The sequence below is a fragment of the Undibacterium sp. SXout20W genome, assembly GCF_049340285.1.
Taxonomy (GTDB): Bacteria; Pseudomonadota; Gammaproteobacteria; order Burkholderiales; family Burkholderiaceae_D; genus Undibacterium.
Genome location: NZ_JBMPPH010000052.1, coordinates 1 through 22,495 on the forward strand (window position 1 = coordinate 1; position 22,495 = coordinate 22,495).

Below are 22,495 nucleotides of genomic sequence, written 5' to 3' on the forward strand. Positions count from 1 at the left end.
CGCTGGTCTGGTGCGACGCGGGATTGGAAATTGAAGGACGAGGTCTGGCTGAATCCGAAACGAAATCAGGCAGAGGAACTAATGCTAGCAGCATGACTTGACGCGACATCTTTGTTGACAACTACCGGCACCTTCCTTTTCGCATAATTTTTTAAGATTTTTAACTTCGATAAATTTAAGCATAATTTCCCCACATCGTTAAAATAACCGCTTATTTAATGGAATTCAGTTCATAGGTTGAGATTTGCATGAACGCACTTCTGTGGCAGGTAGCACTAATTTTTTTCATTGTTTTTCGATTTTAGAAACCTGTAACAGTAGCAAAATTTCAGTTCGTGAATCAGTCTTATTTTTAACATGCAAAAAATCAGGTAGGAATGAAACTCCAGAATTACTATCGCTATTTTTATCCTGCGTCAGCCCACCTAATACCATCAGTTCACCATCACCTACGCTGACCGTGGTTGATAACTCGCGCTTGGTCAATGTCGGTGAATTATTCACGCCAGTTTCTGTCTTCGCAAAATCACTAATTTGCTGATCTATTGTCAAATCAATGGTTGCCTCTCTCACTACCGGTAATAAACCAAGTATAACGCCCGATGATCGATACTCAATTGATTGAACTGCTTGACTACTACCCTGTGAATAAGTCACCGCTCCCAAGGTCGGCACATCTTGTCCAACCGTCAAACGAGCTTGAGAACCAGATTTAACTCTGAGTCTAGGGGTAGATACTGCTTTAAATCTAGAATCGCCGGAAAGGGCTGAAAACGCGGCATCAATACTGGCTGATTTAAAAGTAATCGCGCTGCCTAAATCAGAAGGGACACCGATTGAAACGCCTAATTTTCCACCTAACAAATTTAACGCCAGTGAGAATGCCGTACCATCAGTATTGCCCGTTGTAACCTCATAAATCACGGCCTTCACGACAACTTCACCTGTCGCAATATCAATTTGCGGCAACAGTTTTTTAAGCTTGGATATTTCACTTTGCGTACCTTGAAATATCAACGTATCGCTATCCTGATCAATCGTTGCTGCCGCTGATCCGGGTGGAGCATTTACCGATGCTTTGTCTCCAGATTCGACATGAACTGCACGATTCACCGTGAAATTACCAACTCGAAATAATGGCGTTAGCAACCCAACTAAATAGGATAACGAACGGTATTGCGACTTATAAACAAACACCTCTAACGATTGCTCGATTTTCTCCTCTCCCGGTTTCGTGTGAACAAAATCAACGCCATTACGCGACTCAACAACATAGCCAAGAGAATCAAGAAAAGTGCGCCAAAAAGAATGTAAATCATTCTTACTTCCATCAAAACGAAAAGACACATTGCGGTTGTCCTGAAGTACCTGCGGCTCAATCACATACGGCATTTTTAGAGCTTCTGTGTAGACAAGCTGAATGACTTGCGAAACCTGCGCAGAATGAAAATCGAAGTTAACAGGTTTTTCTGTTTTCAGTTCAGCAGCCTGAGCAACAGTGGCGATAAAAAAGAATAAAAATAAAAATGTGCTTTTCATTTTTTTGTCTCAATCGGAGATGAAGAAGGAACAGAACCAGACCACGCCGTGACGGTCTCGCCATTGCCTGTCCCAACAGTCGCGACACCAGCATTGCTGAACACTGAAGGAGACTCGACCCGCAAACGACCTGCGGCATCAGATAAAACCATCCATGCCACGCCGTTAACTTCATATCGTCCAGTTACCCGCCACATCTCAGAAAAAACCTGCCGGACAACACCAGATGACGCAGGAGACGTTACAACGCCGGCCGGTGTATTTGCAGCCATCCCTACAGATTTAATATCGCCGGAAAACTTTAAGGACTTTTCGTTACCGGGCTTAGGCTTGGGATGAAAGAAGAGCCATGTCTGACGTGCTGTAAAGATAAAAAGAACTATTACGCCTATCACGATAAACCACACCTTTTTATTCGCGAGAATGTTTTGCCGCTTGTCGATGGTTTTTTCCGTGCCTTCACCGCCGCTATATGATTTATAGAGCAGGAAAATAGCCGGGTCGTATTTTTTAATATAGGTATCAATGCGCGTTTTTGAATTCTGTTTCCAGCCTTCATACAGCTCAATCCTGTACCCCTTAGAGAGTCCCAGAGATTTAAGTTTGTGCATCTTAAAACTGAACTCAATCACGTTTTTAAGTGCTCGGGTTAAACCAGTAATGTCTTGCGTCATCAACACCACGTCACAGGCCACACCAGTAGTCGGATGGATGTAATGCCGATGCATACGGAAAAACTGCATATGCTCATGCGTTAGCTTTGTGCCTTCACCCCAAAAACGCCACGCTTCATCAATCGCTACTAAATCACCAGCCAGAACAATTGAAATAATATCCGGCTTTTCTTCATCAGGAAAAAAACCGGGCTTTGCAATATCATCGTTTTGCACATGTATAACCGAACCAAGAGCAGCAGGGTCAAGTTTGTGCTTATCGATCAAATACTCATGAATTTTTTCTTCGTTAACTCCATCGACATTCGTAACCACCCGCCGACCGTGAGCAATCGCATCCATGATCGGCGTGGAAATCGTTTCGTATGATTTGCCGGAACCCTGCAAGCCTGTGTAAGCATTAATCGACATAGCATCAACCAATCACTGGAATGCGCCGAATAATGAAGCGCAACGCCGCTGCACTGACGACAGCCGGAAAACCTATCGAGAAGCCGAATAAATCAAGAAAATACCAAACCGTAGTCGGAATGCTCGCTATGCCAGTAGACACTGAATTACCGCTTGGCAGAAGAGAGGCAATCACCGAAGCAAATTCATGGACGATAAAAAACAGCGCAAAAAATGTCACGAATTTGACAATGATGCTACGAATCAGAAAGCCCAACAGCATGTTGATCGCAGAGGCTAAAATTGCAAAAAGTCCGGGCATAATTTTCCTTAAGCGGAAAGAACAATAAACAAGGCGATCAACATCCAGCAAACGGACATGATCGAAAAAATAGCAGTACGGTTTTGTTCTGCTAAATCACAATGCGAGGTCATTTGCAACGATTGATCAAAAACTTTAAACGTTGGCTTCGGACACTCAACACTATGCGACGGTATAGAGAAATTTCGCAACTCAGGAAAAAGACCCAAAATAGGTGCCAAAATATCTGCCGCTGTCGGAGTCGGCTCAAGAGTAGGTTCACCAATACCCGGATCAGGACCAAGATCAGGTTTTGAGTTTGTACCGGGATTAGTGCCGGGATTCGTGCCCGGATTAGTTGGAGGTACTGTGACAGGATCTGGCGAAATCGGAACAGTAGGAGAACCCGGCTTAGTGGGCGTTGAATTAACCATGTCATTCCACGTTGCTTGATTCAGTGGGTCAGCCGCACGCAGTGCCGCAATATCTGCAACAGTAATAGGATCAGTCACTGCATAAGGTTCACCGTCATAACCCGGCTTAGCAGCAGCATTTTTCCATAATGAATTTGCGATATTTGCAATCAACGCGTCAGGAACTGGCTGCGTTAAATCAGTCGGAGTAACGACTTGCGCCAAATTTGCTAAATTTCCTGTAGTTGTTCCATTGTTATATCCCATCATATTCGTGAGGGTTACAGAAACGCCGAAATCAAGAGGTTGAGGCTGGCCGACAGGGACAATAAAGTGAACTTGATACTCACCGGTATAATTTACAGGCTTGAGTGTTGGCGGTGAAAAAATTGGCAATATCCATTTAACGGTGCAATTATTGTAAACAGGGGATAGACAGTGATTGGCAATTAAGTAGCTGGAAATCTGCTGCATACCATCAGCAGGAGATACCAGCATTAACGTATCAACGGTTCCGGGAATGGTAAAAAAAAGCGGATAAGCAGTACCGCCATCTGGACGCGATGCACACGTAATGTCATTATTGGGATTGCAGTAGGGAGTACGAAATAGCTTATAACCAGATGCTAAAGCAACAGGAGGAGAAAAGTTTGGATCGGTTAACGTCAACGATGCTGGCAAAGGCTGGCCATTTGACATATATTGCGTGACACCGGATACCGAAACTTCATTTTGCGTTAATTTGTACACACCAAATGCAACTCCGCCAATCACAGCAATGGCACCAAGACCAAGCGCCACAGTAAGCCAAACAGGTGCACCAGCAATGGCTGCAACAGTCGTCACCGCAGTGCTGGCGTACATAGCATCATTAGCCGCAGTTCCAACATAGGTCATGGTTCGAGCAAATACAGCATCATTTGCTGCGACCGTAATGCCGCGACGCGTTAAATTTGAAACTATCGCTCGACCCACAACGCGATTAATCACTCCAGTAAAAACAGGAGCTAAAACAGCTTGAGCTTGTACCTGCTGCTGAACCAAAACACACAATAACGCAAACACAAGAAGCATACGCTTCCAGAGCTTAATCTCAGTTCCTATCATTTCAGTTTCCTTTCAATCCCTGCACTACAGCCCAACCGGACACAATGCCCCAAGCGAAAATGAACAAGTACCAAAGTTCGTTAATGGTCATGTTGATCCCATCCTTATAAAAAAATGGGGACGCAAGCGCGCCCCCAAATTACTCAGCGATAGCCGATTACGCGCCTTTTATCATGCGCAGCACGATTTTTGCACCTTTGATTGCAAGATAGACAGTCGCCATCAAGCCAGAAATCGCTAATACTGCTGTCGTGGTAGTCGTGAAATCCACAGCACCAGTCAACGGAGTTAAATCAGGACCGGGAGTAGGGGCAGCATGCGCAGCCGTAGCAATGAAAGAAATAGATACAAAAACAGCGGTAGCAACAGCGGATAAAGATTTTTTAAACATGTTAAATTTCCTTAAATGAAAACCCGAAACCCTCGGGAAGGGAAAAGCTAGCCCCGCCGCAAATGGGCGAGGACTATACCAATAGAGTGACTGAGTAGCCATAAGCCAACAACAGTCGAAAATGCAAGTGTCCAAATACCTGAAGCATAGGCATAATCAAAAGGTGCAATTGCTCCTTCAAAATTGAGTTGCTGCGACGGATCAAGCAGATATGTCTGCACAGTTGTTGGCACAAAATATTGCCCCCCAACATTTGGACAAATGACCTGTTGCGAAATAGTAGATATCTGTGATGCACTACAGACCACCACCGTTTGTATTGATCCGATAGCCATTAAAATTCCTCATAAAACGACGATAATTTGAAGCCTTCAGAACAATGAATATGAGCTGTTTCGACAGCAGATTCCTGATCATCAAATCGTCCAGCTTCACTAAGCCATTGCGTATAGCTCACATCGCCAAAGTGTGGACAAAGAAATAGCGCGCTCTCTATGTCCTGAACAATGAAAACGCGCTGCATGATTACGCCGCTTTCTGTTGTTTAACAATCTCCAACGGTTTTAAATCAACCAATCGGGTCTTTTGTACTTTCCCCGTGGTGACAATTTCCAATGTTGCTTCCGCCATAAATGGAAACGGTAGATGTTTGTACTTCGCAAATTCATCGGATGCACCAAGCGCATATTCGACAGCGGAAAAACCTTTAGCATTACCTTTGGAGTCATCTAATCCAGTTTCAACATAAACTTTTGTGCTGTCATAAGCATTGCCGTTTTCAAGAATGCCTTTTGATGATTTCATACCGAGTACTTTGATTTGTGATGTGAATCGCATGTTATTTATTCCCAAGGAAAGTTAATTTATATGACTACTGATATAACCAGAATCATCGGTGTAGCCGAAATCCGATGTGGCGAATTCTTCTGCAAATAAAACATTACTTATTACTGGTTGCTTATGAATTGGAACAAAAATTTGTGGGGCAATTTTGGCTAAACGAACAGGCCATTCGTCTTCGTCGGATTGCAGTTCATTAATCAATTCTTCGTCTGATTCTGCCAATCCGCGAAGCACTCGCAAGTATTTTCCGAATTGTCTTTTAACGATTTTTTTTGCTGATTCGATTGTGATTTCAGCGGTTATTCGAGTTGATACCAATCGTTCCGCCTCACTATTGCAAAGATTTTTAAGATATGGGTATTGGCAAAAATATTTGGCTGGATTTAGCAATACATCAAATGGAATTAATGTATCTTTGCTTTTCATTTCTAGTTCAACACGTGACCATGTTGAATTTAAGTCGCCCAGCTCACGCCCTTTATCATAGCGACGCAAATATAAATCAGATGTTCTTACTCCTACTGCGTCAGTAATTCCAGATTCCAAACCTCGCTTGGTATGAACGCATCCATAAACCTGATAGTTCGGCCAAGCATCTTTTGTTTTAATATGACGCTGTTGTCGAACAAATTCGCCGCGATGATAAGCAGCTTCAAATTCAGAATGAGTTGGTCCATCTTTGTAATAATCTGCTGCTAAATCAATGCGACTTAGTTTGCAATCACCGCCTAGCTCATCCAAATTAGTGATGAATGTATATAACTTTTTAGCGGATGCCTGACTTGCATTAGCCCAGCCTTGTCCACTAATTGAAATTACGCATCGACCATTTTTATTACCAATGCAGAAATGGCCGAAATTGTCTCCAATAACAAAACTCAGTGGATGGAAAAATAATCCAAAATTATTTTTTTTACTTATGCCAAAACTTGAACCAAAAATTTCTTCCAATTTTCCAGAAAGAAATCTGGCAATATCTTCATCAGTAAATGACTTTGAAAAGTAACTCAGTAATGCCGTTACTCTTAATGTGATTGTTGTCCAGTCTATAAATACTGATCCATCCCTTTCACTTCGTTTTAACTCTTGTTTTACAACGCCATCAGCAAGTATTAAGCGTATGTAATCGTCATCATTTTCCGTCCTATTAGTAAGGACTTCTGATGCAGGTTGTAAATCTCGGAGGGGTTCAAGTATTGGCGCTAACGCTTGCTTTTTAGACGACTGAACGCGGCACTGCGCCTGTCCGTCCTCGCTTGCGCTGCGGGCGGGCAGGCGCGTACCGCGTTTATTGTGCAGGTCGTCGTCTAAGCGTTTCATCTTGCTCATATGGAAAACTCTTTGTTGGCACATTGTTTTCTTAATAATTCCAAATTTACCAAGGAATATTTCCCTATTGAAACGCACGGAATATAACCACGATCAGCCCAACCAGTTACAACCCCAACAGGAATACCGATTGCCTTAGCAAACGCGTCTCGACTCATCAAGGGAACGACTGGAAAATTGACATCGGGTGTAAAAACATCAAGGTGAGTTTTAGTATTCATTGTGTCCTTATAACTTCCAGTGGTGATATATATTCACAGTAAAATGAATATTAATCACATTAAATCACAGCGTCAAGTATTTTCTTGATTGTTCTGTGAATTTAAGTCACAGTATTCGTATTAAATTACATATGCGTGGTAAAGATGAACTCATCCAATTTAAGCAAACGTCTATACGATTTGGTACTTTTTAAAACAAATGAATACAGACGTTTCAAGCAACTTGAAACGATTACAGGTGTGCAGGCAGACACCTGGAAGAGTTGGTTTCATGGCCGTCAAAGGCCAACGTCGGAAATGATTGAGACTATTGCGAAACTATGGCCGCAATATGGTTTTTGGCTTGTTACAGGGTTCGTTGATAATGAATATGGACACATTGCACCTATGGGGAGCGGCTATCCATCTCAAACAATTGAGCAAGCAAATAGTACGAGTTACTTTGAAGCGGTGCGTGAGACCTATGCCGCATCAGAAGAGGTGATTAAGGTGTGGATTTCCGACGAAATTGGTGGCAACACGAACCTTGAAGGAATTATTAGCGACGCAATGTTGCGATCTGCCGTAAATATGGGTTTTCCAGATGAGGTAACACAAAAATTACGGAACTTAATGCAAGTGCAAAAAAGAGCAGCAAAATTGAGGAGAGCGGAAATTTTGCTGAACGTCGAAATGCCGCGAATATCGTATGAAAATACCGAAGCCGTTTCAGACACAATTCAAGCTTTGTTGAGTGACCTACCTGAGGAGCGCAAATCGGAACTACAAAGAAAACTTGATTTAGCCATCGAACAATTGAAAATGCACGAAAAGAGATTGAAAGAAAATGCCAAAACAACAGAATAATAAAAAATGGCTTGTGGATGTCCAACCGGCCGGAAGAGGTGGAAAGCGTTTTAGAAAAACGTTCGATACTAAAGCTGAAGGTTTGGCATACGAAGCATGGCTTAAGACTAAAATCAATGAAACTCCTGAATGGCAGCCAGCAAAACGCGACCTCAGAAAATTATCATCTTTGGTTGATCTCTGGTATGAGCATCACGGTACGGGACTAAGAGCAGGTAAAAATACATACAGTCGATTGAGACATTTGTGCGCAGCACTTGGTGATCCGTTTGCAGATAAATTTACCGTGAATATGTTTGCGTCATATAGGCGGAAACGGATGGACGAAGGTATCTCGCAGAATAATTTAAACCGTGAACATGCATATTTGCGTTCGGTCTTCAATGAACTAGCAAGACTAGGATACTGGAAGGGCGAGAATCCTTTAGCTAAAATACGCCAATTCAAAATCCAAGAAAAAGAATTAACATTTCTCACTCTCGATCAAATTGACCGTCTATTAAAAGAGATGGAAACAGGTCGAAATCCTGACGTTCATATCATTACTCGAATTTGCTTAACTACGGGAGCGAGGTGGAGTGAGGCTGAAGAAATGAGCGCGACTCAGCTCCAAAATGGGATGATTCAATTTTCCATGACAAAATCCGGAAAGAACCGTGCAGTTCCAATTGATAGGGAACTAAATGCTGAATTACAGGAAATAGCTAAAAAAGTGATACGGGAAGATTATTCAAGTACGCATCATCTGCTTTCAGAGATGCAATTGGACGAACTGGAATTGAATTGCCAACTGGTCAGCTAACACACGTATTACGACATACCTATGCGAGTCATTTCATGATGGATGGCGGGAATATTCTTATTTTGCAGAGGGTGCTTGGACACAGTAGCTTAGCTATGACAATGAAATATGCGCATCTCGCACCAGACCATTTGCAAGAGTCTCTTAAGCTAAACCCGATGGCACAATTAAATCGCCGTTGACACTTGGTTGACAGTGCCTGAAATAACAAAGGGCTTACATTTCTGTAAGCCCTTGTTTTTACTGCACATTCTTGGTGGCCCGGGGCGGAATCGAACCACCGACACAAGGATTTTCAATCCTCTGCTCTACCGACTGAGCTACCAGGCCAAGACCACGCATTATAGAGATGAGTTCACTGAATTGCAAGCCCTGAGCTAAAAAAAGCTTTTTCTTCTCTGGGTGGGTGGATTGATGTGGCTCATCGGGTGTTCTTGCCGGGTGCCGTATAATGGCAGGATTGTCTATGGGGAAGGACTGATTATGACGGCTCAAGTTCATCATTGTGATATTTGTATCGTGGGGAACGGTGCGGTAGGTAAAGCGGCAGCGTTGGGCTTTGCGCAGGCAGGTTTACGGGTGGCGGTGTTGGGGCGCAGTGCTGCGCTGACGCCGGTGTCACCTGGCTGGGATGTGCGGGTGTTTGCATTGAATCATGTTGCTCATAAGTTATTATCGTCCTTAAAGGCATGGGATGCGCTGGACATGCAACGCGTCGCCCCGGTGACTGAAATGCAGGTAAAAGGTGGCAATGCGGCGACCGATGGGCAACTTGGGTTTGATGCCTATGGTGCGCGTACCGAAGAATTAGCGTGGATCGTTGAAGATAGAAATTTAAATCACGCTTTAGATACCGCAATGAAATTTGCGCAAAATTTAAACCTGGTCGTTGGCCAGGCTAAGCAAATGTTTTGGCACGCGGATTCAGTGGAAGTGTTACTGGAAGACGGGTCTTCGATTCAGTCCAGTTTGATCATCGGTGCAGACGGTTCGCAATCGTGGGTACGTGGTCAATGTGATATCGGGCTCGATTATCGCTCTTATGGCCAAAAAGGTGTGGTGACGAATTTCGAATGCGAGAAACCGCATCATGGCGTGGCGCACCAATGGTTTGTCGAAGAATTAGGCATTATTGCGTTGTTGCCTTTACCGGGTAATCGGGTGTCGCTGGTGTGGTCGGCACCGGATGCGTTGGCGGCGACTTTGTTAAGTGAACCGTTGTCACAGTTGGCTGCGCGTTTGGAAGCATATTGTTTATCGACATTAGGGCATTTGACGCCAGTCTTACCGGAAGAAATCAAAGTGTTCCCACTGACCTTGATGCGGCCGCATAGTATGATTGCAGAGCGTGTAGCCCTGATCGGGGATGCTGCACATGTGGTTCACCCGTTGGCGGGGCATGGAATGAATTTAGGTTTTGGCGATGTTGCGAGTTTGTTGGAGTTGGTCAAAACCCGTGAAGATCATCGCGATTGTGGTGATGCGCGCGTGCTGGAACGTTATCGTCGTGCGCGCAAAGAAGATGTGCTCATGATGCAACTAACGACAGATGGCTTGGCACGCTTGTTTGGTTCAAATCTGGCACCAATACGTGTTGCACGTAATCTTGGGTTGAACTTACTGAATCGTTTGCCAGTCATAAAAGGCAAATTAATTTCACACGCAATGGGCAATCGATAAATAGTAGTTCGATGAATGGCGAAGGCCAAAGAAGGAATAAAATGAATTTTAAGCAATGCTTCGTTGGCTTGATGTTAGCGGCCTCTACTGCAACGTCAGGGTTGGTGTTGGCGCAGACACCGCAAGAAGTCGCAATTAAAAAATTGGTTGAGCCTAAATTGGGTGAAGGCGTCAAAGTTGATTCAGTCACAAAAACGCCGTATTCCGGTTTGTATGAAGTGAGAGTCGGCGCGGACGTCGTCTACACCGATGAAAAAGCACAGTTTTTATTTATTGGAAATGTGGTCGATGCTACAAGCGGCACCAATTACACCAAAGCCAGAGTTGAAGAGTTAAATAAAATTAAATTCTCTGATTTGCCTTTGGACTTAGCTTTAAAGACGGTCAAAGGCGATGGTAAGCGCGTGATTGCCGTATTTGAAGATCCGAACTGCGGTTATTGCAAGCGCTTCCGGAAAACCTTGGCCGGTATGAATAACATCACCGTTTATACCTTCATGTACAACATTCTGGCAGATGACTCCGCAGTGAAATCTAAGAATATCTGGTGCGCCCCTGACCGTAACAAAGCCTGGGATGAGTGGATGGTCAATGGCAAAGTGGCACCGACTGCAGCGGCCAATTGCGCCACGCCTAACGATAAAGTCCTGGCTTTAGGTCAAAAACTAAACGTTCGCGGCACGCCAGCTATTTTCTTTATGGATGGTACGCGGGTTCCTGGCGCGATGGAAGCTAAGGGGTTGGAAGAGAAATTCGCGAGCTTGGGCAAGACTAAACTCAATTAATTTGTTGATTAGCCGCCCCGATGACGACGCTTTCAAATTGGACTGGCATTTTACTGGCCGCCGGAAGAGGGCGTCGTTTTGACCCACTTGGACACGAAGATAAGTTGCTTCAAATACTTCCCGGTGGCGCTAGTGTGGCCTGTCAAAGTGCAGCAAACCTGCGGGCAGTAACGTCTCAAATGTCTGTTGTGGTACGCGCTGACAACACGCGCTTGCTACAAGTGCTGCATCAAGCAGCTTATCCCACTTTACGATGCCAAAACGCAGATGAGGGGATGGCAGCCTCATTAACGGCTGCTTTGCAATCGACAACTGCCAGCACTGGCTGGATTATTGCTCTGGCGGACATGCCCTTTGTGCAGCAACAGACGATCTCTCTGGTGCTTCAAGCTTTGCAAGATGGCGCGGATATTGTTGTACCTGTCTATCAAGGGAAGCGCGGCCATCCAGTCGGATTTAGCCGGCACCACTTACCAGAGCTTTTGACCTTGCGTGGCGATCAGGGGGCGCGCCGCTTATTGCAGCAATATCCAGTTTGCGAAATTGCTGTGGATGACCCAGGTATTCTGCAGGATATCGATCTTCCGGGCGATTTAAACGCATATCTGCCTTAAATCGGAACTTCGGCCTCTTACTTTTAACTGGTTTTATCGATCTGTTACGATCAGATATATCTAACTCCTGGTTTTCCTCTTAGAATAGTGGTTTTCGTCAATTTGAACGAAATCAGTTTTGCACATGTTTTTAGCGGGAATTTATGAATATTCTGAATCAAAAACTCGCCATCCGACTTGGCTTTGCCGGTCTGATCCCTTTTATTTTGTTGACGGCGGCATGCTGGTTGGTGCCTTCGGATCTACTCAATAATTTTATCCGGGCGCAACTTGCCTATGGTATTGCGATTCTGTCTTTTCTGGGCGGCGTTCACTGGGGTATTACAATTATGGCAAGAGGCGAGGACGTTGAAGAAACACGTAAAGCATTAATTTGGGGCGTCATTCCCACTATTATTGCATGGTGTTCTTTGTTCAATTTGTTGATCGGCTTTTTGGTGCAAGTAGTGGGTTTTATTGCTGCATACAAGATCGATAAAAAACTCTATGAGAGTTATGCGGTACCGTCTTGGTTCATTGATTTGCGTTTGCAACTCACTCGTGTGGTTGTCACGGCACAGATATTCACTTTCATTGCTGCGAACGTGCGCACTTAATCTCTATTACACGTAATTATTATCAGAAAGATCGTTTAGCATGTCAAAGACGACGCAAAGCAAGAGACAAATGGCGGTTCCGGTTGGTATTGCAGGCGCAGTGCAATACACGATTGTTCCCAAAGATCTGGCAGCACATTTGTTTGATGTTACGCTGGAAATTGCCCAGCCAGAGGCAGAAGGACAGATCGTTAGCTTACCGGCATGGATACCGGGTAGTTACATGGTGCGTGAGTTTTCACGAAATATCGTGCAGATCAAGGCCACCTCAGAGGGTAAAAAGGTCGCTCTCAAAAAGCTTGACAAGCACACCTGGCAAGCGACTCCTTGTCAAGGTTCCTTGATAGTTACCTATGAGATTTACGCTTGGGATTTGTCTGTCCGTGCAGCACACCTCGATCAATCGCATGGTTTCTTTAATGGCACCAGTGTATTTTTGAGTGTGCGTGGACAAGAAGCCGCACCCCACATTGTTGACATCCAGCGTTCTGCTGATGCTGCTTGTAAAACCTGGCGGGTGGCGACCTCTTTGCCTGAGTTGAAGGCAAAACGCTATGGTTTTGGTACCTACATTGCTGCGAATTATGACGAATTGATCGATCATCCGGTCGAGATGGGTGACTTTGCATTAGCGACATTCGAAGCGCATGGTGTACCTCATGATTTTGTGGTGACCGGTAAAGTGCCTAATATGGATATGTCGCGTATGGTCGCCGATGTACAAAAAATATGTGAAGCCCAGATCGCCTTCTTCGAACCGCGTACCAAAAAAGCCCCCATGGATCGTTATGTGTTTATGACCATGGTCGTTGGTGAAGGTTACGGCGGCCTCGAACATCGTGCCTCTACCGCACTGATCTGTAATCGTAACGAAATTCCTCTCAAGCATCAGCCGGAAATGAGTGAAGGTTATAAAAGCTTTTTAGGTTTATGTAGCCATGAATATTTCCATACGTGGAACGTGAAGCGGATCAAGCCAGCCGCTTTTGCGCACTATGATTTGAGTCGCGAAAATTACACCAGCCTATTATGGTTATTTGAAGGTTTCACTAGCTATTACGACGATTTGATGCTGGTGCGTGCCGGCGCGATTGACGAAGCGGCTTATCTGAAATTGGTGTCCAAAACCATCAATATGGTGACACGAGGTAGCGGTCGCTTAAAACAAAGTGTTGCTGAGTCTAGCTTTGATGCATGGACTAAATACTACCGCCAGGATGAAAATTCACCGAATGCCATCGTTAGTTATTACACCAAAGGCTCTTTGGTTGCTTTGGGTTTAGATTTGACGATACGTGCGGCAACGGAAGGTAAGAAATCCCTCGACGATGTCATGCGCGCGTTGTGGCAAAAATTCGGGCGCGATTTTTATAGTCGCAGCCTGAACGGTACGCAGCAAGGCTTAGAAGAAAATGATATCGAAGCGTTGATTGAGCAGGCAACCGGTGTCAATGTTCGTCGGTTCATAGACAAGCATGTGCGGAGCACTGAGGACGTGCCACTGGCAAAACTTTACGCCGACTTTGGCGTCACTCTTGATGCGGGCGCTGGTAGCAAAAAAGCAAGTCTGGGTATCAAAGTCGCTCGCGATGGCAATGACTGTAAGATAGCCAATGCGTTCGAAGGTCGCGCAGCGCACCTGGCAAGATTATCAGCGCAAGACGTGCTTGTTGCGATCAATGGTTTGCGCATTACCTCAGCAGATGTGGTAGATGGACTAAACATTGCGATTGGACGTTATCGCATCGGTGAAACCGTGGAGATCCACGCTTTCCGTCGTGATGAATTGTTGGTGGTGAAAGCGAAGCTGCAGGCTGATGACGTGCCGGTTAATCAGTTAAAACTTGAAGTCGATCATCAGGCGGTATTGGCGACAGCACGTCCTACGTATAAGAAAGCTGCGAAGCGTTAAGTTAATTGCGTTGATAAAAAAAGCCGTTTGCGTATCAGTGCGCAAGCGGCTTTTTTGTTGGGCGGGAGCGTTGCTTTAGACAAATTGTGCCGACACGCAGTGACGGCACCCGCAGGGCAAAGTCTGAGCGTCGCCTTTCGTTTGCTTTCGTTTGCTTACTTTGCTTTGGCGACGCAAGGAATAGGAAGTGGCTGCCGGGCCACCCCCGGATTGGTTCGACGAAGTGCGATCCGCTTAGATTTGTAAGTCTCAAATTCGAAAATATAAGGGGGCTTGCACGAAGCACATAAAATCAAAAAAACAACTTCTGCAATTCAGCCCCAGGATTCTCCGCACGCATAAATGCCTCACCCACCAGGAAGCTATGAACATTCGCATCCCGCATGCGTTTCACATCTGCGGCATTCAAAATACCTGACTCTGTGATCACCATTTTGTCTGCGGAAATACGTGGCAATAGACCGATCGTCGTATCTAATGTGACTTCAAAAGTACGCAGATTGCGATTATTAATACCCAGTAGCGCGGTTTTTAATTTCAATGCAGCGTCGAGTTCTTCTGCGTTATGAACCTCAACTAACACACTCATTCCCAGTTCATGGGCACAAGCTTCCAAATCTGCCATTAAGCCATGATCTAAGGCGGCAACGATTAACAGTATCGCATCCGCGCCCCATTTTCTGGCTTGATAAATCTGGTAAGGATCGATTATGAAGTCCTTACGCAAGGCTGGAATAGTGCAGGCAGCACGTGCTTGTTGCAGATACTCTGGCGCGCCTTGGAAAAAGTTCACATCGGTCAATACCGATAAACATGCCGCACCATGTTCAGCATAGCTTTGTGCGATCTCTGCTGGTTTGAAATCGGCGCGCAATATGCCTTTCGATGGCGATGCTTTTTTCACTTCGGCAATCACCGCTGCCTGACCTGCCGCGACTTTATTGCGTAAAGCAGTTTCAAACCCGCGAATCTGTCCACGTGCATCGTGATCAGATTCAACGTCACCTCGCAAGCTGATCAGAGATTGATATTTTTTTGCTGCAGCGACTTCATCCTTTTTGACGTCGAGAATTTTGTTGAGTATGTCTGACATATTATTTTCCGAGTTGCTGAGTGACGGTAATGAATTGCTCCAGTTTAGTGAGCGCAGCACCCGAAGCGATGGTTTCTTGCGCTTTTCTGACGCCATCGGCAATGGATGTAGCAATGCCCGCGCCATACAATGCTGTACCGGCATTCAACGCAACAATGTCACGTGCCGGGCCATCAATGTTATTCATCACTTCCATAATCTTTGCGCGAGATTCGACCGCACCTTCAACCCGCAGATTACGATTCGATACCATCTGTAATCCGAAGTCCTCCGGGTGAATATCATATTCATGAATTTCGCCATTAATCAATTCACCCACCATGGTCGGTGCACCGAGCGAGACTTCATCCATGTTGTCACGACCCCACACAACGATCGCATGTTGCGCGCCGAGGCGTTGTAATACACGAACCTGAATCCCAACCAGATCGGGATGGAAGACGCCCATCAAAATATTGGGCGCACCTGCTGGATTGGTTAACGGACCTAAGATATTGAAAATCGTGCGCACACCCAATTCTTTACGAACGGGCGCTGCATGCTTCATAGCGCCATGATGATTTGGTGCAAACATAAAACCGATGCCAGTTTGCGCGATGGATTGGGCGATTTGTTCTGGTTTTAAGTTGATGTTGACGCCTAGTGACTCCAACACATCTGCACTTCCTGACGACGACGAGACACTGCGACCACCATGTTTCGCTACGCGCGCGCCGGCGGCAGCGACGACAAACATCGAGGCGGTAGAAATGTTGAACGTATTTGCACCATCGCCACCGGTGCCGACGATATCAATCATGTTTTGCGTATTGGCGAGCGGCACTTTGGTTGAGAACTCTCGCATGACCTGCGCCGCAGCGGTGATTTCGCCGATGCTCTCTTTTTTGACGCGTAGTCCCATGGTCAATGCGGTGATCATGACCGGCGACAATTCGCCACTCATCAGCTGACGGAATAAATATAACATTTCATCGTGAAAAATTTCACGGTGTTCGATCAGACGTGTTAATGCTTCTTGTTGAGAGATGGTCATGATGCAGTTCCAGTCAAAAAGTTTTTCAGCAAAGCGTGGCCGTGCTCAGAGAGGATGGATTCAGGGTGAAATTGCACGCCTTGCAAATCGAATTCTTTATGGCGAACGCCCATAATTTCACCGTCATCTGTCCAGGCTGTGACTTCGAGGCACGCTGGCAGACTTGCACGTTCTATCGCCAGAGAGTGATAGCGAATAATGGTATAAGGACTGGGTAAGTTCTTGAACACACCCACGCCAGTATGCGCAATGACCGACGTCTTGCCATGCATAACCTGTTTGGCGCGAATAATCTTGCCACCGAATGCTGCACCAATACTTTGATGCCCAAGGCATACGCCAAGAATCGGAATTTGTCCGGCAAAACGTTCAATCACTGGAATCGAAATCCCTGCTTCATGCGGGGTGCATGGGCCTGGTGAAATACAGATGCGATCAGGTTTTAATGCTGCGATTTCATCGAGTGTGATTTCATCGTTACGGAATGTGCGAACATCCTCACCTAACTCAGCAAAATATTGCACGAGGTTATAAGTAAAAGAATCGTAGTTGTCGATCATTAATAACATTTAAATTTCTCCATCCAGGCCATCTTGCACTTGTTCCGCTGCACGCAATACGGCGCGGGCTTTGTTTTCGGTTTCTTGCCATTCCATTTCTGGTACCGAGTCGGCAACCACACCTGCCGCGGCTTGCACATATAACATGCCGTCTTTCAATACGCCGGTACGGATGGCAATGGCGAGGTCCATTTCGCCACCAAAAGACAAGTAGCCGCACGCGCCGCCGTAGATGCCGCGTTTCACAGGTTCCAGTTCATCGATTAATTCCATCGCTCGGACTTTTGGTGCGCCAGATAAGGTGCCCGCCGGGAAGGTCGCCTTGAATACATCGAGGTTCGTCAGATGTGGCTGCAAGATGCCTTCGACGTTTGATACGATGTGTTGTACATGCGAGTATTTCTCGATGACCATCTGGTCGGTGACTTTAACGCTGCCGGTGGTGGCGATGCGACCAATGTCGTTACGTGCTAAGTCGATGAGCATGACGTGCTCGGCAATTTCTTTTGGATCGGCTAATAGTTCTTTAGCGAGTTCAGCGTCACGCTCAGGTGTGGTACCGCGTGGACGGGTGCCAGCGAGTGGGCGTATTGTGACTTTTTTACTGCCGTCATTGAGCGTTTCGTTGCGGACTAAAATTTCTGGTGATGCGCCAATGATCTGCATGTCGCCAAAATTGTAGAAATACATATATGGCGAAGGATTGAGAGAACGTAATGCGCGGTATAGCGATAACGGTGAATCGACGTACGGTTTTTTGATTCGCTGCCCCACCTGCACTTGCATGAGGTCGCCAGCCATGATGTATTCCTTCGCTTTTTCGACGGCCTTTAAATAATCTTCTTTGGCGAAGTCGCGAATTGATTCAGTGCGGACGGAAGCGGACGTCACCGGTGCGTCAACACTACGACGCAACATAGCGCGCAAATCACGCAAGCGCTGACGGGCTTTTGACCATGCTTCTGCTTTGGTCGGGTCAGCGTACACAATCAGATATAACTTGCCAGAAACATTGTCGATGACCGCTAATTCTTCGGTCAGTAATAATTGAATTTCAGGCAAGCCCAGATCGTCTTTTGGGGCTTTGCCAGTGAGGCGTTTTTCAACGTAACGAACGGCATCGTAACCAAAATAACCTGCCAGACCACCGCAAAAACGTGGCAAGCCCGGGCGCATCGCAACTTTAAAGCGGTTTTGAAATTCTGCGATAAAGTCGAGTGGATTCTTTTGATGTGATTCGACGACTTTGCCATCGGTCACCACTTCAATCAATTCTCCGTTTGTTCTGACTAAGGTCTGTGCTGGTAACCCGATGAATGAATAACGGCCAAAGCGTTCGCCTCCCATCACAGATTCCAGCAGGAAGGTATTTTTCCCGGCTTGTTGCGATTGTGCCAGTTTTAAATACAGTGTCAGCGGTGTTTCCAGATCAGCGAATGCTTCCGCAATCATCGGAATACGGTTGTAGCCTTGCGCGGCCAGCGATTTGAATTCGAGTTCGGTCATGGTTTTCTTTCAGCCGCCAGCCTTAGCTCTAGATGCATGTAATGCTCTATATGCTGCAGTTCAGCGATACGAGCAACAAAGCGCGCATCAGGAGTAGGGACGGATAAGCTAGATTGATAAAACAAGCAAGGAGATGTGCTTAGGATGTGCACAGCCACTCGCGGCATTCTAAGATTAAGAGAATTGCCAGCGTCGCCATAGCCAGGCCTCAAAGGCGCCTGGTGTCATTGTCGGACGTTTGTTATCGAGAAACATTCGTGAGTGGAATGAGGTGAAATTAATTGTATTAGTGCGTACGTTTTTTTGCCGCAAACAGTTGTGCTGCTTCCAACAAGGTTTCGACTATACCATCACTTTGAATATTTTGTATAGCCTCGCCGTGGTTGTAACCATACGGTACAGTCAAGACAGGACAACCGGCGGCGCGTGCTGCTTGCGCATCGTTGCTGGAATCTCCGATGGCAACAATCTGTTCTGGCGCCAGATTAAACAAGTGACAGACTTCTAATAAAGGCAGCGGATCTGGTTTCTTACGTGGAAAAGAGTCGCCACCAAAAATGACTTCAAAATAAACCGATAAACCTTTTTTTTGCATCAGAGGAACTGCAAAAGCGATGGGTTTATTGGTCACGCACGCCAGTCGCAAGCCTTGCGCGCTCATCGCCTCTAAACCCGCAATGACGTCGGGATAGAGGGTGGCTTGATCGCCGTTAATATCTAAATAGTGGCGTTGGTAGGATTCGATCGCCATCGCAAAGTATGCACGGCTTTGCTCGGCGTCAAAATCGAGCGCCAATACTTGTCGAATAAGGTGTTCTGAGCCTTTGCCTACCATAATTTTAATCATATCGAGGCTGATCGGCGCTAAAGCCAAGTCGGCGCGCATGCGGTTGATTGCCAGCAAGAAATCAGGTGCCGTATCAAGCATGGTGCCATCAAGGTCAATGATGACGGCTTGTATATCAAAAAACATAAAGTTGCTTAGTGTTGCGTAAAAGTTAAATCGAACATCATAGTATTGGTGCGGTTTACAGGACATTTTCCTCTCGAAAACCGCATCAATACTCGTGTTTCATTTAAATTTACTCAGGGTTTTGAGTGGATCAAGGCGGCAGTGCCCTGATCGATGGTCTTGGTATGAGGTATAAACGAGACTGTCGTCAATGTTCAAATTTGAAAAAAATCAGATTTTGCTTAGCTCTGAACGCATGGCGTCAATAACTGCTCTGTAATCAGGTTTGCCAAAGATTGCTGAGCCCGCCACAAAGGTATCAGCACCGGCTGCCGCAATTTCAGCAATATTGTCGATTTTGACGCCGCCATCAACTTCTAGCAGGATGTCGCGGCCAGATTCATCAATTAACTTACGCACCGCAGCGATTTTTTTCAGTGTATGTGGAATGAACGACTGTCCACCAAAGCCGGGATTGACTGACATCAGCAAAATAATGTCCAGTTTATCCATGACATGTTCCAGAACGCTCAGTGAAGTTGCTGGATTCAATACGAGTCCCGCCTTGCAACCATGATCACGGATGAGTTGCAGACTACGGTCAATGTGTTCTGAGCCTTCTGGGTGGAAGGTAATGATATTCGCGCCCGCTTTTGCAAAGTCTGGGATGATGCGATCGACTGGTTTTACCATCAAATGCACATCAATAGGTACTTGCACATGGGGACGTATGGCCTCACATACGAGTGGGCCTATAGTCAGATTGGGCACGTAATGGTTATCCATGACATCGAAATGAATCATATCGGCGCCGGCGGCAACAACATTGCGCACTTCTTCACCCAATCGGGCGAAATCGGCGGAAAGGATACTAGGAGCGATGCGGTAGGTAGTCATAGTTAAGGTCCTGCAAATGAAAGATGCACTATTTTAACTCGCAGCTCTCATGCCGTCTCGGCAAACCTCTGGCACAATGACAAATTCCTTAAAGAAGCGTTGCAGGCAATTACTAAACGTCTTTTGCTGCCGCGTTCTACAATGGTCATTGGATAGTCAATGAATAGTGAAATTGTAAAAAATTCCTTTAAGAGACTAATAACTAATAGCTAATAGCTAAACAATGGCTAAACAATGGCTAAACAATGGCCAAACAATAGCTAAACAATAGCTAAACAATAGCTAAACAATAGCTAAACGCAACCGCTGATCGGTGCAATAGGGGCAAGCATGGCAACATATGAAATGAGCGTCAACGTCGTTACCAAATATATATTGGAACAATCTGACCCGGACAATGATAATTTTGTATTTGCATACACAATTACCATCAAGAATACAGGCACAATCGCTGCCCAGGTGATTTCGCGTCGTTGGTTGATTACCGATGCCAAAAATCAAACCGAAGAAGTAAAAGGCTTGGGCGTCGTCGGACATCAGCCGTTTTTACCGCCAGGACAGAGTTTTGAATATACAAGTGGAAGCGCGTTAAAAACGCCACAAGGCAGTATGAAAGGTGAATACTTCTGCGTGGCAGAAGATGGGCATCGCTTTGAAGTGGAAATACCGGAATTTGTTCTGTCTTTACCGCGAACCCTGCACTAACTATTCCGGCTTATTTGCCTTGGGTTTGCGTCTTTTTGGTACTTGCTTTGTGTGTTCTGGTTTGCGACCAGAGAACATGGTCCACCAAACGATGAAGATCAATAGACATAAAGCAAATGCCGCTTCCAGCACCAGTATTAACATTGCAGACATAGAGATAATCTTTAATTCAAATATGTATAAGAGCTGTCGGTAACGCTTAATTGTTTCGTTTATCAACCCAATTTCGCACCAATTTCACACCAATTTCACACCAATTTTGCACTAACTCAACACGAACTAAACACTATATAGGAGTATTTATGGAATTCGAATGCATCATTGTAGAAACCAAAGATAAAGTTGGTTTAATTACCTTAAATCGTCCTAAGGCATTGAATGCCTTGAATGATCAGTTAATGACTGAGCTTGGCCATGCGTTAAAGAGCTTCGATAAAGACGAGGCGGTTCAATGTATCGTAATCACTGGCAGTGAAAAAGCATTTGCTGCAGGCGCTGATATTGCAGCCATGGCCAATTACACATTCATGGACACCTATAAAGAAGACTATATCACTCGTAATTGGGAAACGATTCGTCAAATCCGTAAGCCTGTGATCGCCGCTGTGGCCGGTTACGCATTGGGCGGCGGTTGTGAATTAGCGATGATGTGTGATTTCATTATTGCTGCTGACAATGCGAAGTTCGGTCAACCAGAAATCAAATTGGGCACCTTGCCCGGTGCTGGCGGGACACAGAGGTTACCACGCGCAATTTCTAAATCTAAAGCAATGGACATGTGTCTGACAGCGCGCATGATGGACGCTGCAGAGGCGGAACGCGCTGGCTTAGTTTCTCGTGTCGTGCCATTAGATAAGCTGATGGAAGAAACATTGACCGCAGCCAACACGATTGCGGGCATGTCTTTGCCTATCATCATGATGGTCAAAGAATCGGTCAATCGTGCCTATGAAACGACCTTGTCCGAAGGTGTGCATTTTGAGCGTCGTTTATTCCAGGCCAGTTTCGGCACAGAAGATCAAAAAGAAGGGATGAAAGCTTTTTTGGAAAAACGTCCTGCTGAGTTTAAAAACAAATAACATATAAATTATTTTAAGAGTTCACTTGCGGGATTGGGGTGAACTTTGCTATAGTTCGCCTCCCGCTAAACGGGATGCAAGAAAGAAGCAGCAGCCAGGAAACTCCGGTGGTTTGATTTGATGAAGTTGGCGCGAAAGCGACAAGATCTGCATAAGATGCATCGAAACGAACAGCAAAAGCAGCAAGGGAGTTGACAGGGTAAATAAAGTGCTGCATAATCTCGCTT

At 45.6% G+C, this 22,495-nt stretch carries 28 protein-coding genes and 1 tRNA gene; 10 read left to right on the forward strand and 19 right to left on the reverse strand.

Annotated elements, in window-relative coordinates; genetic code table 11:
* Positions 1-285: 285 nt before the first annotated feature.
* The 10 genes from ACO0K1_RS17845 to ACO0K1_RS17890 all read right to left on the reverse strand — a co-directional run bounded on the left by ACO0K1_RS17845 (position 286) and on the right by ACO0K1_RS17890 (position 7,208).
* The gene (locus ACO0K1_RS17845) at positions 286-1,539 is read right to left on the reverse strand and encodes a type II secretion system protein GspD (protein ID WP_423028171.1); all 1,254 of its coding nucleotides are present in this window, start codon (positions 1,537-1,539) and stop codon (positions 286-288) included.
* Entirely contained in the window at positions 1,536-2,624 is a 1,089-nt protein-coding gene (locus ACO0K1_RS17850; protein ID WP_423028173.1) for a zonular occludens toxin domain-containing protein, read from the reverse strand. Before ACO0K1_RS17850 ends, ACO0K1_RS17845 begins: the two co-directional genes overlap by 4 nt.
* Before the next feature lie 4 nt (positions 2,625-2,628).
* Positions 2,629-2,925 carry a DUF2523 family protein gene (locus ACO0K1_RS17855; RefSeq protein ID WP_423028175.1) on the reverse strand — a complete coding sequence of 99 codons (297 nt, stop codon included), beginning with the start codon at positions 2,923-2,925 and terminating at the stop codon, positions 2,629-2,631.
* An 8-nt stretch (positions 2,926-2,933) separates the two neighbouring features.
* Entirely contained in the window at positions 2,934-4,424 is a 1,491-nt protein-coding gene (locus ACO0K1_RS17860) for a hypothetical protein (RefSeq protein ID WP_423028177.1), read from the reverse strand.
* A 157-nt stretch (positions 4,425-4,581) separates the two neighbouring features.
* Positions 4,582-4,815, reverse strand: coding sequence for a hypothetical protein (locus ACO0K1_RS17865; protein ID WP_423028179.1), 234 nt, complete (start codon positions 4,813-4,815; stop codon positions 4,582-4,584).
* 47 nt (positions 4,816-4,862) lie between these two features.
* The gene (locus ACO0K1_RS17870; RefSeq protein ID WP_423028181.1) at positions 4,863-5,150 is read right to left on the reverse strand and encodes a hypothetical protein; all 288 of its coding nucleotides are present in this window, start codon (positions 5,148-5,150) and stop codon (positions 4,863-4,865) included.
* The gene (locus ACO0K1_RS17875; RefSeq protein ID WP_423028183.1) at positions 5,150-5,338 is read right to left on the reverse strand and encodes a hypothetical protein; all 189 of its coding nucleotides are present in this window, start codon (positions 5,336-5,338) and stop codon (positions 5,150-5,152) included. The genes ACO0K1_RS17870 and ACO0K1_RS17875 overlap by 1 nt, the downstream gene beginning before the upstream one ends.
* A 2-nt stretch (positions 5,339-5,340) precedes the next feature.
* Positions 5,341-5,619 carry a hypothetical protein gene (locus tag ACO0K1_RS17880; RefSeq protein ID WP_423028185.1) on the reverse strand — a complete coding sequence of 93 codons (279 nt, stop codon included), beginning with the start codon at positions 5,617-5,619 and terminating at the stop codon, positions 5,341-5,343.
* Positions 5,620-5,673: 54 nt separating this feature from the next.
* The gene (locus tag ACO0K1_RS17885; RefSeq protein WP_423028187.1) at positions 5,674-6,978 is read right to left on the reverse strand and encodes a replication initiation factor domain-containing protein; all 1,305 of its coding nucleotides are present in this window, start codon (positions 6,976-6,978) and stop codon (positions 5,674-5,676) included.
* 5 nt (positions 6,979-6,983) lie between these two features.
* Positions 6,984-7,208 carry a hypothetical protein gene (locus ACO0K1_RS17890; RefSeq protein WP_423028189.1) on the reverse strand — a complete coding sequence of 75 codons (225 nt, stop codon included), beginning with the start codon at positions 7,206-7,208 and terminating at the stop codon, positions 6,984-6,986.
* A gap of 144 nt (positions 7,209-7,352) precedes the next feature.
* Here ACO0K1_RS17890 and ACO0K1_RS17895 point away from each other — a divergent pair, with 144 nt between their 5' ends.
* From ACO0K1_RS17895 to ACO0K1_RS17905, 3 genes are read left to right on the forward strand one after another with little or no spacing between them, the layout of a single operon-like run.
* A complete protein-coding gene (locus ACO0K1_RS17895) occupies positions 7,353-8,054 on the forward strand; it encodes a hypothetical protein (RefSeq protein ID WP_423028191.1) in 702 nt (233 codons plus the stop codon).
* Positions 8,035-8,856 (forward strand): phage integrase, encoded by an 822-nt coding sequence (locus tag ACO0K1_RS17900; RefSeq protein ID WP_423028193.1) that lies wholly within the window; start codon positions 8,035-8,037, stop codon positions 8,854-8,856. The genes ACO0K1_RS17895 and ACO0K1_RS17900 overlap by 20 nt, the downstream gene beginning before the upstream one ends.
* A complete protein-coding gene (locus ACO0K1_RS17905) occupies positions 8,838-9,038 on the forward strand; it encodes a tyrosine-type recombinase/integrase (RefSeq protein WP_423028195.1) in 201 nt (66 codons plus the stop codon). The genes ACO0K1_RS17900 and ACO0K1_RS17905 overlap by 19 nt, the downstream gene beginning before the upstream one ends.
* A gap of 72 nt (positions 9,039-9,110) precedes the next feature.
* Here ACO0K1_RS17905 and ACO0K1_RS17910 read toward each other — a convergent pair.
* Positions 9,111-9,186: transfer RNA gene (locus tag ACO0K1_RS17910), tRNA-Phe, on the reverse strand.
* Positions 9,187-9,339: 153 nt separating this feature from the next.
* Between ACO0K1_RS17910 and ACO0K1_RS17915 the strand changes: the two genes are divergently transcribed.
* The 5 genes from ACO0K1_RS17915 to ACO0K1_RS17935 all read left to right on the forward strand — a co-directional run bounded on the left by ACO0K1_RS17915 (position 9,340) and on the right by ACO0K1_RS17935 (position 14,443).
* On the forward strand, positions 9,340-10,536 hold the full coding sequence (locus ACO0K1_RS17915) for an FAD-dependent monooxygenase (protein WP_423028197.1): 1,197 nt from the start codon (positions 9,340-9,342) through the stop codon (positions 10,534-10,536).
* Positions 10,537-10,577: 41 nt separating this feature from the next.
* Positions 10,578-11,321: a DsbC family protein gene (locus tag ACO0K1_RS17920; protein WP_423028199.1), complete on the forward strand. Its 744-nt coding sequence runs from the start codon at positions 10,578-10,580 to the stop codon at positions 11,319-11,321.
* Positions 11,322-11,341: 20 nt separating this feature from the next.
* Positions 11,342-11,935, forward strand: coding sequence for a nucleotidyltransferase family protein (locus tag ACO0K1_RS17925; protein WP_423028201.1), 594 nt, complete (start codon positions 11,342-11,344; stop codon positions 11,933-11,935).
* Positions 11,936-12,078: 143 nt separating this feature from the next.
* Positions 12,079-12,531: a DUF3429 domain-containing protein gene (locus ACO0K1_RS17930; protein ID WP_423028203.1), complete on the forward strand. Its 453-nt coding sequence runs from the start codon at positions 12,079-12,081 to the stop codon at positions 12,529-12,531.
* Between the two features lie 40 nt (positions 12,532-12,571).
* Positions 12,572-14,443: a M61 family metallopeptidase gene (locus tag ACO0K1_RS17935; protein WP_423028205.1), complete on the forward strand. Its 1,872-nt coding sequence runs from the start codon at positions 12,572-12,574 to the stop codon at positions 14,441-14,443.
* A gap of 292 nt (positions 14,444-14,735) precedes the next feature.
* Here ACO0K1_RS17935 and trpC read toward each other — a convergent pair whose 3' ends face one another.
* From trpC to rpe, 6 genes are all read right to left on the reverse strand, one after another.
* Positions 14,736-15,536, reverse strand: coding sequence for an indole-3-glycerol phosphate synthase TrpC (trpC, locus tag ACO0K1_RS17940; RefSeq protein WP_423028207.1), 801 nt, complete (start codon positions 15,534-15,536; stop codon positions 14,736-14,738).
* A gap of 1 nt (position 15,537) precedes the next feature.
* Entirely contained in the window at positions 15,538-16,569 is a 1,032-nt protein-coding gene (trpD, locus tag ACO0K1_RS17945; protein WP_423028209.1) for an anthranilate phosphoribosyltransferase, read from the reverse strand.
* On the reverse strand, positions 16,566-17,138 hold the full coding sequence (locus ACO0K1_RS17950) for an anthranilate synthase component II (protein ID WP_423028211.1): 573 nt from the start codon (positions 17,136-17,138) through the stop codon (positions 16,566-16,568). The genes trpD and ACO0K1_RS17950 overlap by 4 nt, the downstream gene beginning before the upstream one ends.
* A complete protein-coding gene (gene trpE, locus ACO0K1_RS17955; protein ID WP_423028213.1) occupies positions 17,139-18,635 on the reverse strand; it encodes an anthranilate synthase component I in 1,497 nt (498 codons plus the stop codon).
* Between the two features lie 286 nt (positions 18,636-18,921).
* Entirely contained in the window at positions 18,922-19,608 is a 687-nt protein-coding gene (locus tag ACO0K1_RS17960) for a phosphoglycolate phosphatase (protein ID WP_423028215.1), read from the reverse strand.
* Positions 19,609-19,818: 210 nt separating this feature from the next.
* Positions 19,819-20,484 (reverse strand): ribulose-phosphate 3-epimerase, encoded by a 666-nt coding sequence (rpe, locus tag ACO0K1_RS17965; RefSeq protein ID WP_423028217.1) that lies wholly within the window; start codon positions 20,482-20,484, stop codon positions 19,819-19,821.
* A gap of 330 nt (positions 20,485-20,814) precedes the next feature.
* Between rpe and apaG the strand changes: the two genes are divergently transcribed.
* Positions 20,815-21,189: a Co2+/Mg2+ efflux protein ApaG gene (gene apaG / locus ACO0K1_RS17970; RefSeq protein WP_423028220.1), complete on the forward strand. Its 375-nt coding sequence runs from the start codon at positions 20,815-20,817 to the stop codon at positions 21,187-21,189.
* Here apaG and ACO0K1_RS17975 read toward each other — a convergent pair whose 3' ends face one another.
* Positions 21,190-21,342 carry a hypothetical protein gene (locus ACO0K1_RS17975; protein WP_423028222.1) on the reverse strand — a complete coding sequence of 51 codons (153 nt, stop codon included), beginning with the start codon at positions 21,340-21,342 and terminating at the stop codon, positions 21,190-21,192.
* Between the two features lie 149 nt (positions 21,343-21,491).
* Here ACO0K1_RS17975 and ACO0K1_RS17980 point away from each other — a divergent pair, with 149 nt between their 5' ends.
* Positions 21,492-22,268: an enoyl-CoA hydratase gene (locus ACO0K1_RS17980; RefSeq protein ID WP_423028224.1), complete on the forward strand. Its 777-nt coding sequence runs from the start codon at positions 21,492-21,494 to the stop codon at positions 22,266-22,268.
* 13 nt (positions 22,269-22,281) lie between these two features.
* Here the strand turns inward: ACO0K1_RS17980 and ACO0K1_RS17985 are convergent.
* The coding region (locus tag ACO0K1_RS17985) for a hypothetical protein (protein WP_423028226.1) at positions 22,282-22,495 on the reverse strand (214 nt) is incomplete at its 5' end.

What these genes read in the sequence shown, in the direction of transcription:
- ACO0K1_RS17890 (WP_423028189.1), bottom strand. Translation starts at nt 7,208, where the DNA reads ATGAATACTAAAACTCACCTTGATGTTTTTACACCCGATGTCAATTTT.
- ACO0K1_RS17895 (WP_423028191.1), top strand. Translation starts at nt 7,353, where the DNA reads ATGAACTCATCCAATTTAAGCAAACGTCTATACGATTTGGTACTTTTT.
- ACO0K1_RS17850 (WP_423028173.1), bottom strand. Translation starts at nt 2,624, where the DNA reads ATGTCGATTAATGCTTACACAGGCTTGCAGGGTTCCGGCAAATCATAC.
- ACO0K1_RS17930 (WP_423028203.1), top strand. Translation starts at nt 12,079, where the DNA reads ATGAATATTCTGAATCAAAAACTCGCCATCCGACTTGGCTTTGCCGGT.
- trpC (WP_423028207.1), bottom strand. Translation starts at nt 15,536, where the DNA reads ATGTCAGACATACTCAACAAAATTCTCGACGTCAAAAAGGATGAAGTC.
- ACO0K1_RS17935 (WP_423028205.1), top strand. Translation starts at nt 12,572, where the DNA reads ATGTCAAAGACGACGCAAAGCAAGAGACAAATGGCGGTTCCGGTTGGT.
- trpE (WP_423028213.1), bottom strand. Translation starts at nt 18,635, where the DNA reads ATGACCGAACTCGAATTCAAATCGCTGGCCGCGCAAGGCTACAACCGT.
- ACO0K1_RS17920 (WP_423028199.1), top strand. Translation starts at nt 10,578, where the DNA reads ATGAATTTTAAGCAATGCTTCGTTGGCTTGATGTTAGCGGCCTCTACT.
- ACO0K1_RS17875 (WP_423028183.1), bottom strand. Translation starts at nt 5,338, where the DNA reads ATGCAGCGCGTTTTCATTGTTCAGGACATAGAGAGCGCGCTATTTCTT.
- ACO0K1_RS17980 (WP_423028224.1), top strand. Translation starts at nt 21,492, where the DNA reads ATGGAATTCGAATGCATCATTGTAGAAACCAAAGATAAAGTTGGTTTA.
- ACO0K1_RS17880 (WP_423028185.1), bottom strand. Translation starts at nt 5,619, where the DNA reads ATGAAATCATCAAAAGGCATTCTTGAAAACGGCAATGCTTATGACAGC.
- ACO0K1_RS17950 (WP_423028211.1), bottom strand. Translation starts at nt 17,138, where the DNA reads ATGTTATTAATGATCGACAACTACGATTCTTTTACTTATAACCTCGTG.
- ACO0K1_RS17960 (WP_423028215.1), bottom strand. Translation starts at nt 19,608, where the DNA reads ATGTTTTTTGATATACAAGCCGTCATCATTGACCTTGATGGCACCATG.
- ACO0K1_RS17900 (WP_423028193.1), top strand. Translation starts at nt 8,035, where the DNA reads ATGCCAAAACAACAGAATAATAAAAAATGGCTTGTGGATGTCCAACCG.
- ACO0K1_RS17870 (WP_423028181.1), bottom strand. Translation starts at nt 5,150, where the DNA reads ATGGCTATCGGATCAATACAAACGGTGGTGGTCTGTAGTGCATCACAG.
- ACO0K1_RS17885 (WP_423028187.1), bottom strand. Translation starts at nt 6,978, where the DNA reads ATGAAACGCTTAGACGACGACCTGCACAATAAACGCGGTACGCGCCTG.
- ACO0K1_RS17975 (WP_423028222.1), bottom strand. Translation starts at nt 21,342, where the DNA reads ATGTCTGCAATGTTAATACTGGTGCTGGAAGCGGCATTTGCTTTATGT.
- rpe (WP_423028217.1), bottom strand. Translation starts at nt 20,484, where the DNA reads ATGACTACCTACCGCATCGCTCCTAGTATCCTTTCCGCCGATTTCGCC.
- ACO0K1_RS17925 (WP_423028201.1), top strand. Translation starts at nt 11,342, where the DNA reads ATGACGACGCTTTCAAATTGGACTGGCATTTTACTGGCCGCCGGAAGA.
- ACO0K1_RS17855 (WP_423028175.1), bottom strand. Translation starts at nt 2,925, where the DNA reads ATGCCCGGACTTTTTGCAATTTTAGCCTCTGCGATCAACATGCTGTTG.
- ACO0K1_RS17865 (WP_423028179.1), bottom strand. Translation starts at nt 4,815, where the DNA reads ATGTTTAAAAAATCTTTATCCGCTGTTGCTACCGCTGTTTTTGTATCT.
- apaG (WP_423028220.1), top strand. Translation starts at nt 20,815, where the DNA reads ATGGCAACATATGAAATGAGCGTCAACGTCGTTACCAAATATATATTG.
- ACO0K1_RS17845 (WP_423028171.1), bottom strand. Translation starts at nt 1,539, where the DNA reads ATGAAAAGCACATTTTTATTTTTATTCTTTTTTATCGCCACTGTTGCT.
- trpD (WP_423028209.1), bottom strand. Translation starts at nt 16,569, where the DNA reads ATGACCATCTCTCAACAAGAAGCATTAACACGTCTGATCGAACACCGT.
- ACO0K1_RS17915 (WP_423028197.1), top strand. Translation starts at nt 9,340, where the DNA reads ATGACGGCTCAAGTTCATCATTGTGATATTTGTATCGTGGGGAACGGT.
- ACO0K1_RS17860 (WP_423028177.1), bottom strand. Translation starts at nt 4,424, where the DNA reads ATGATAGGAACTGAGATTAAGCTCTGGAAGCGTATGCTTCTTGTGTTT.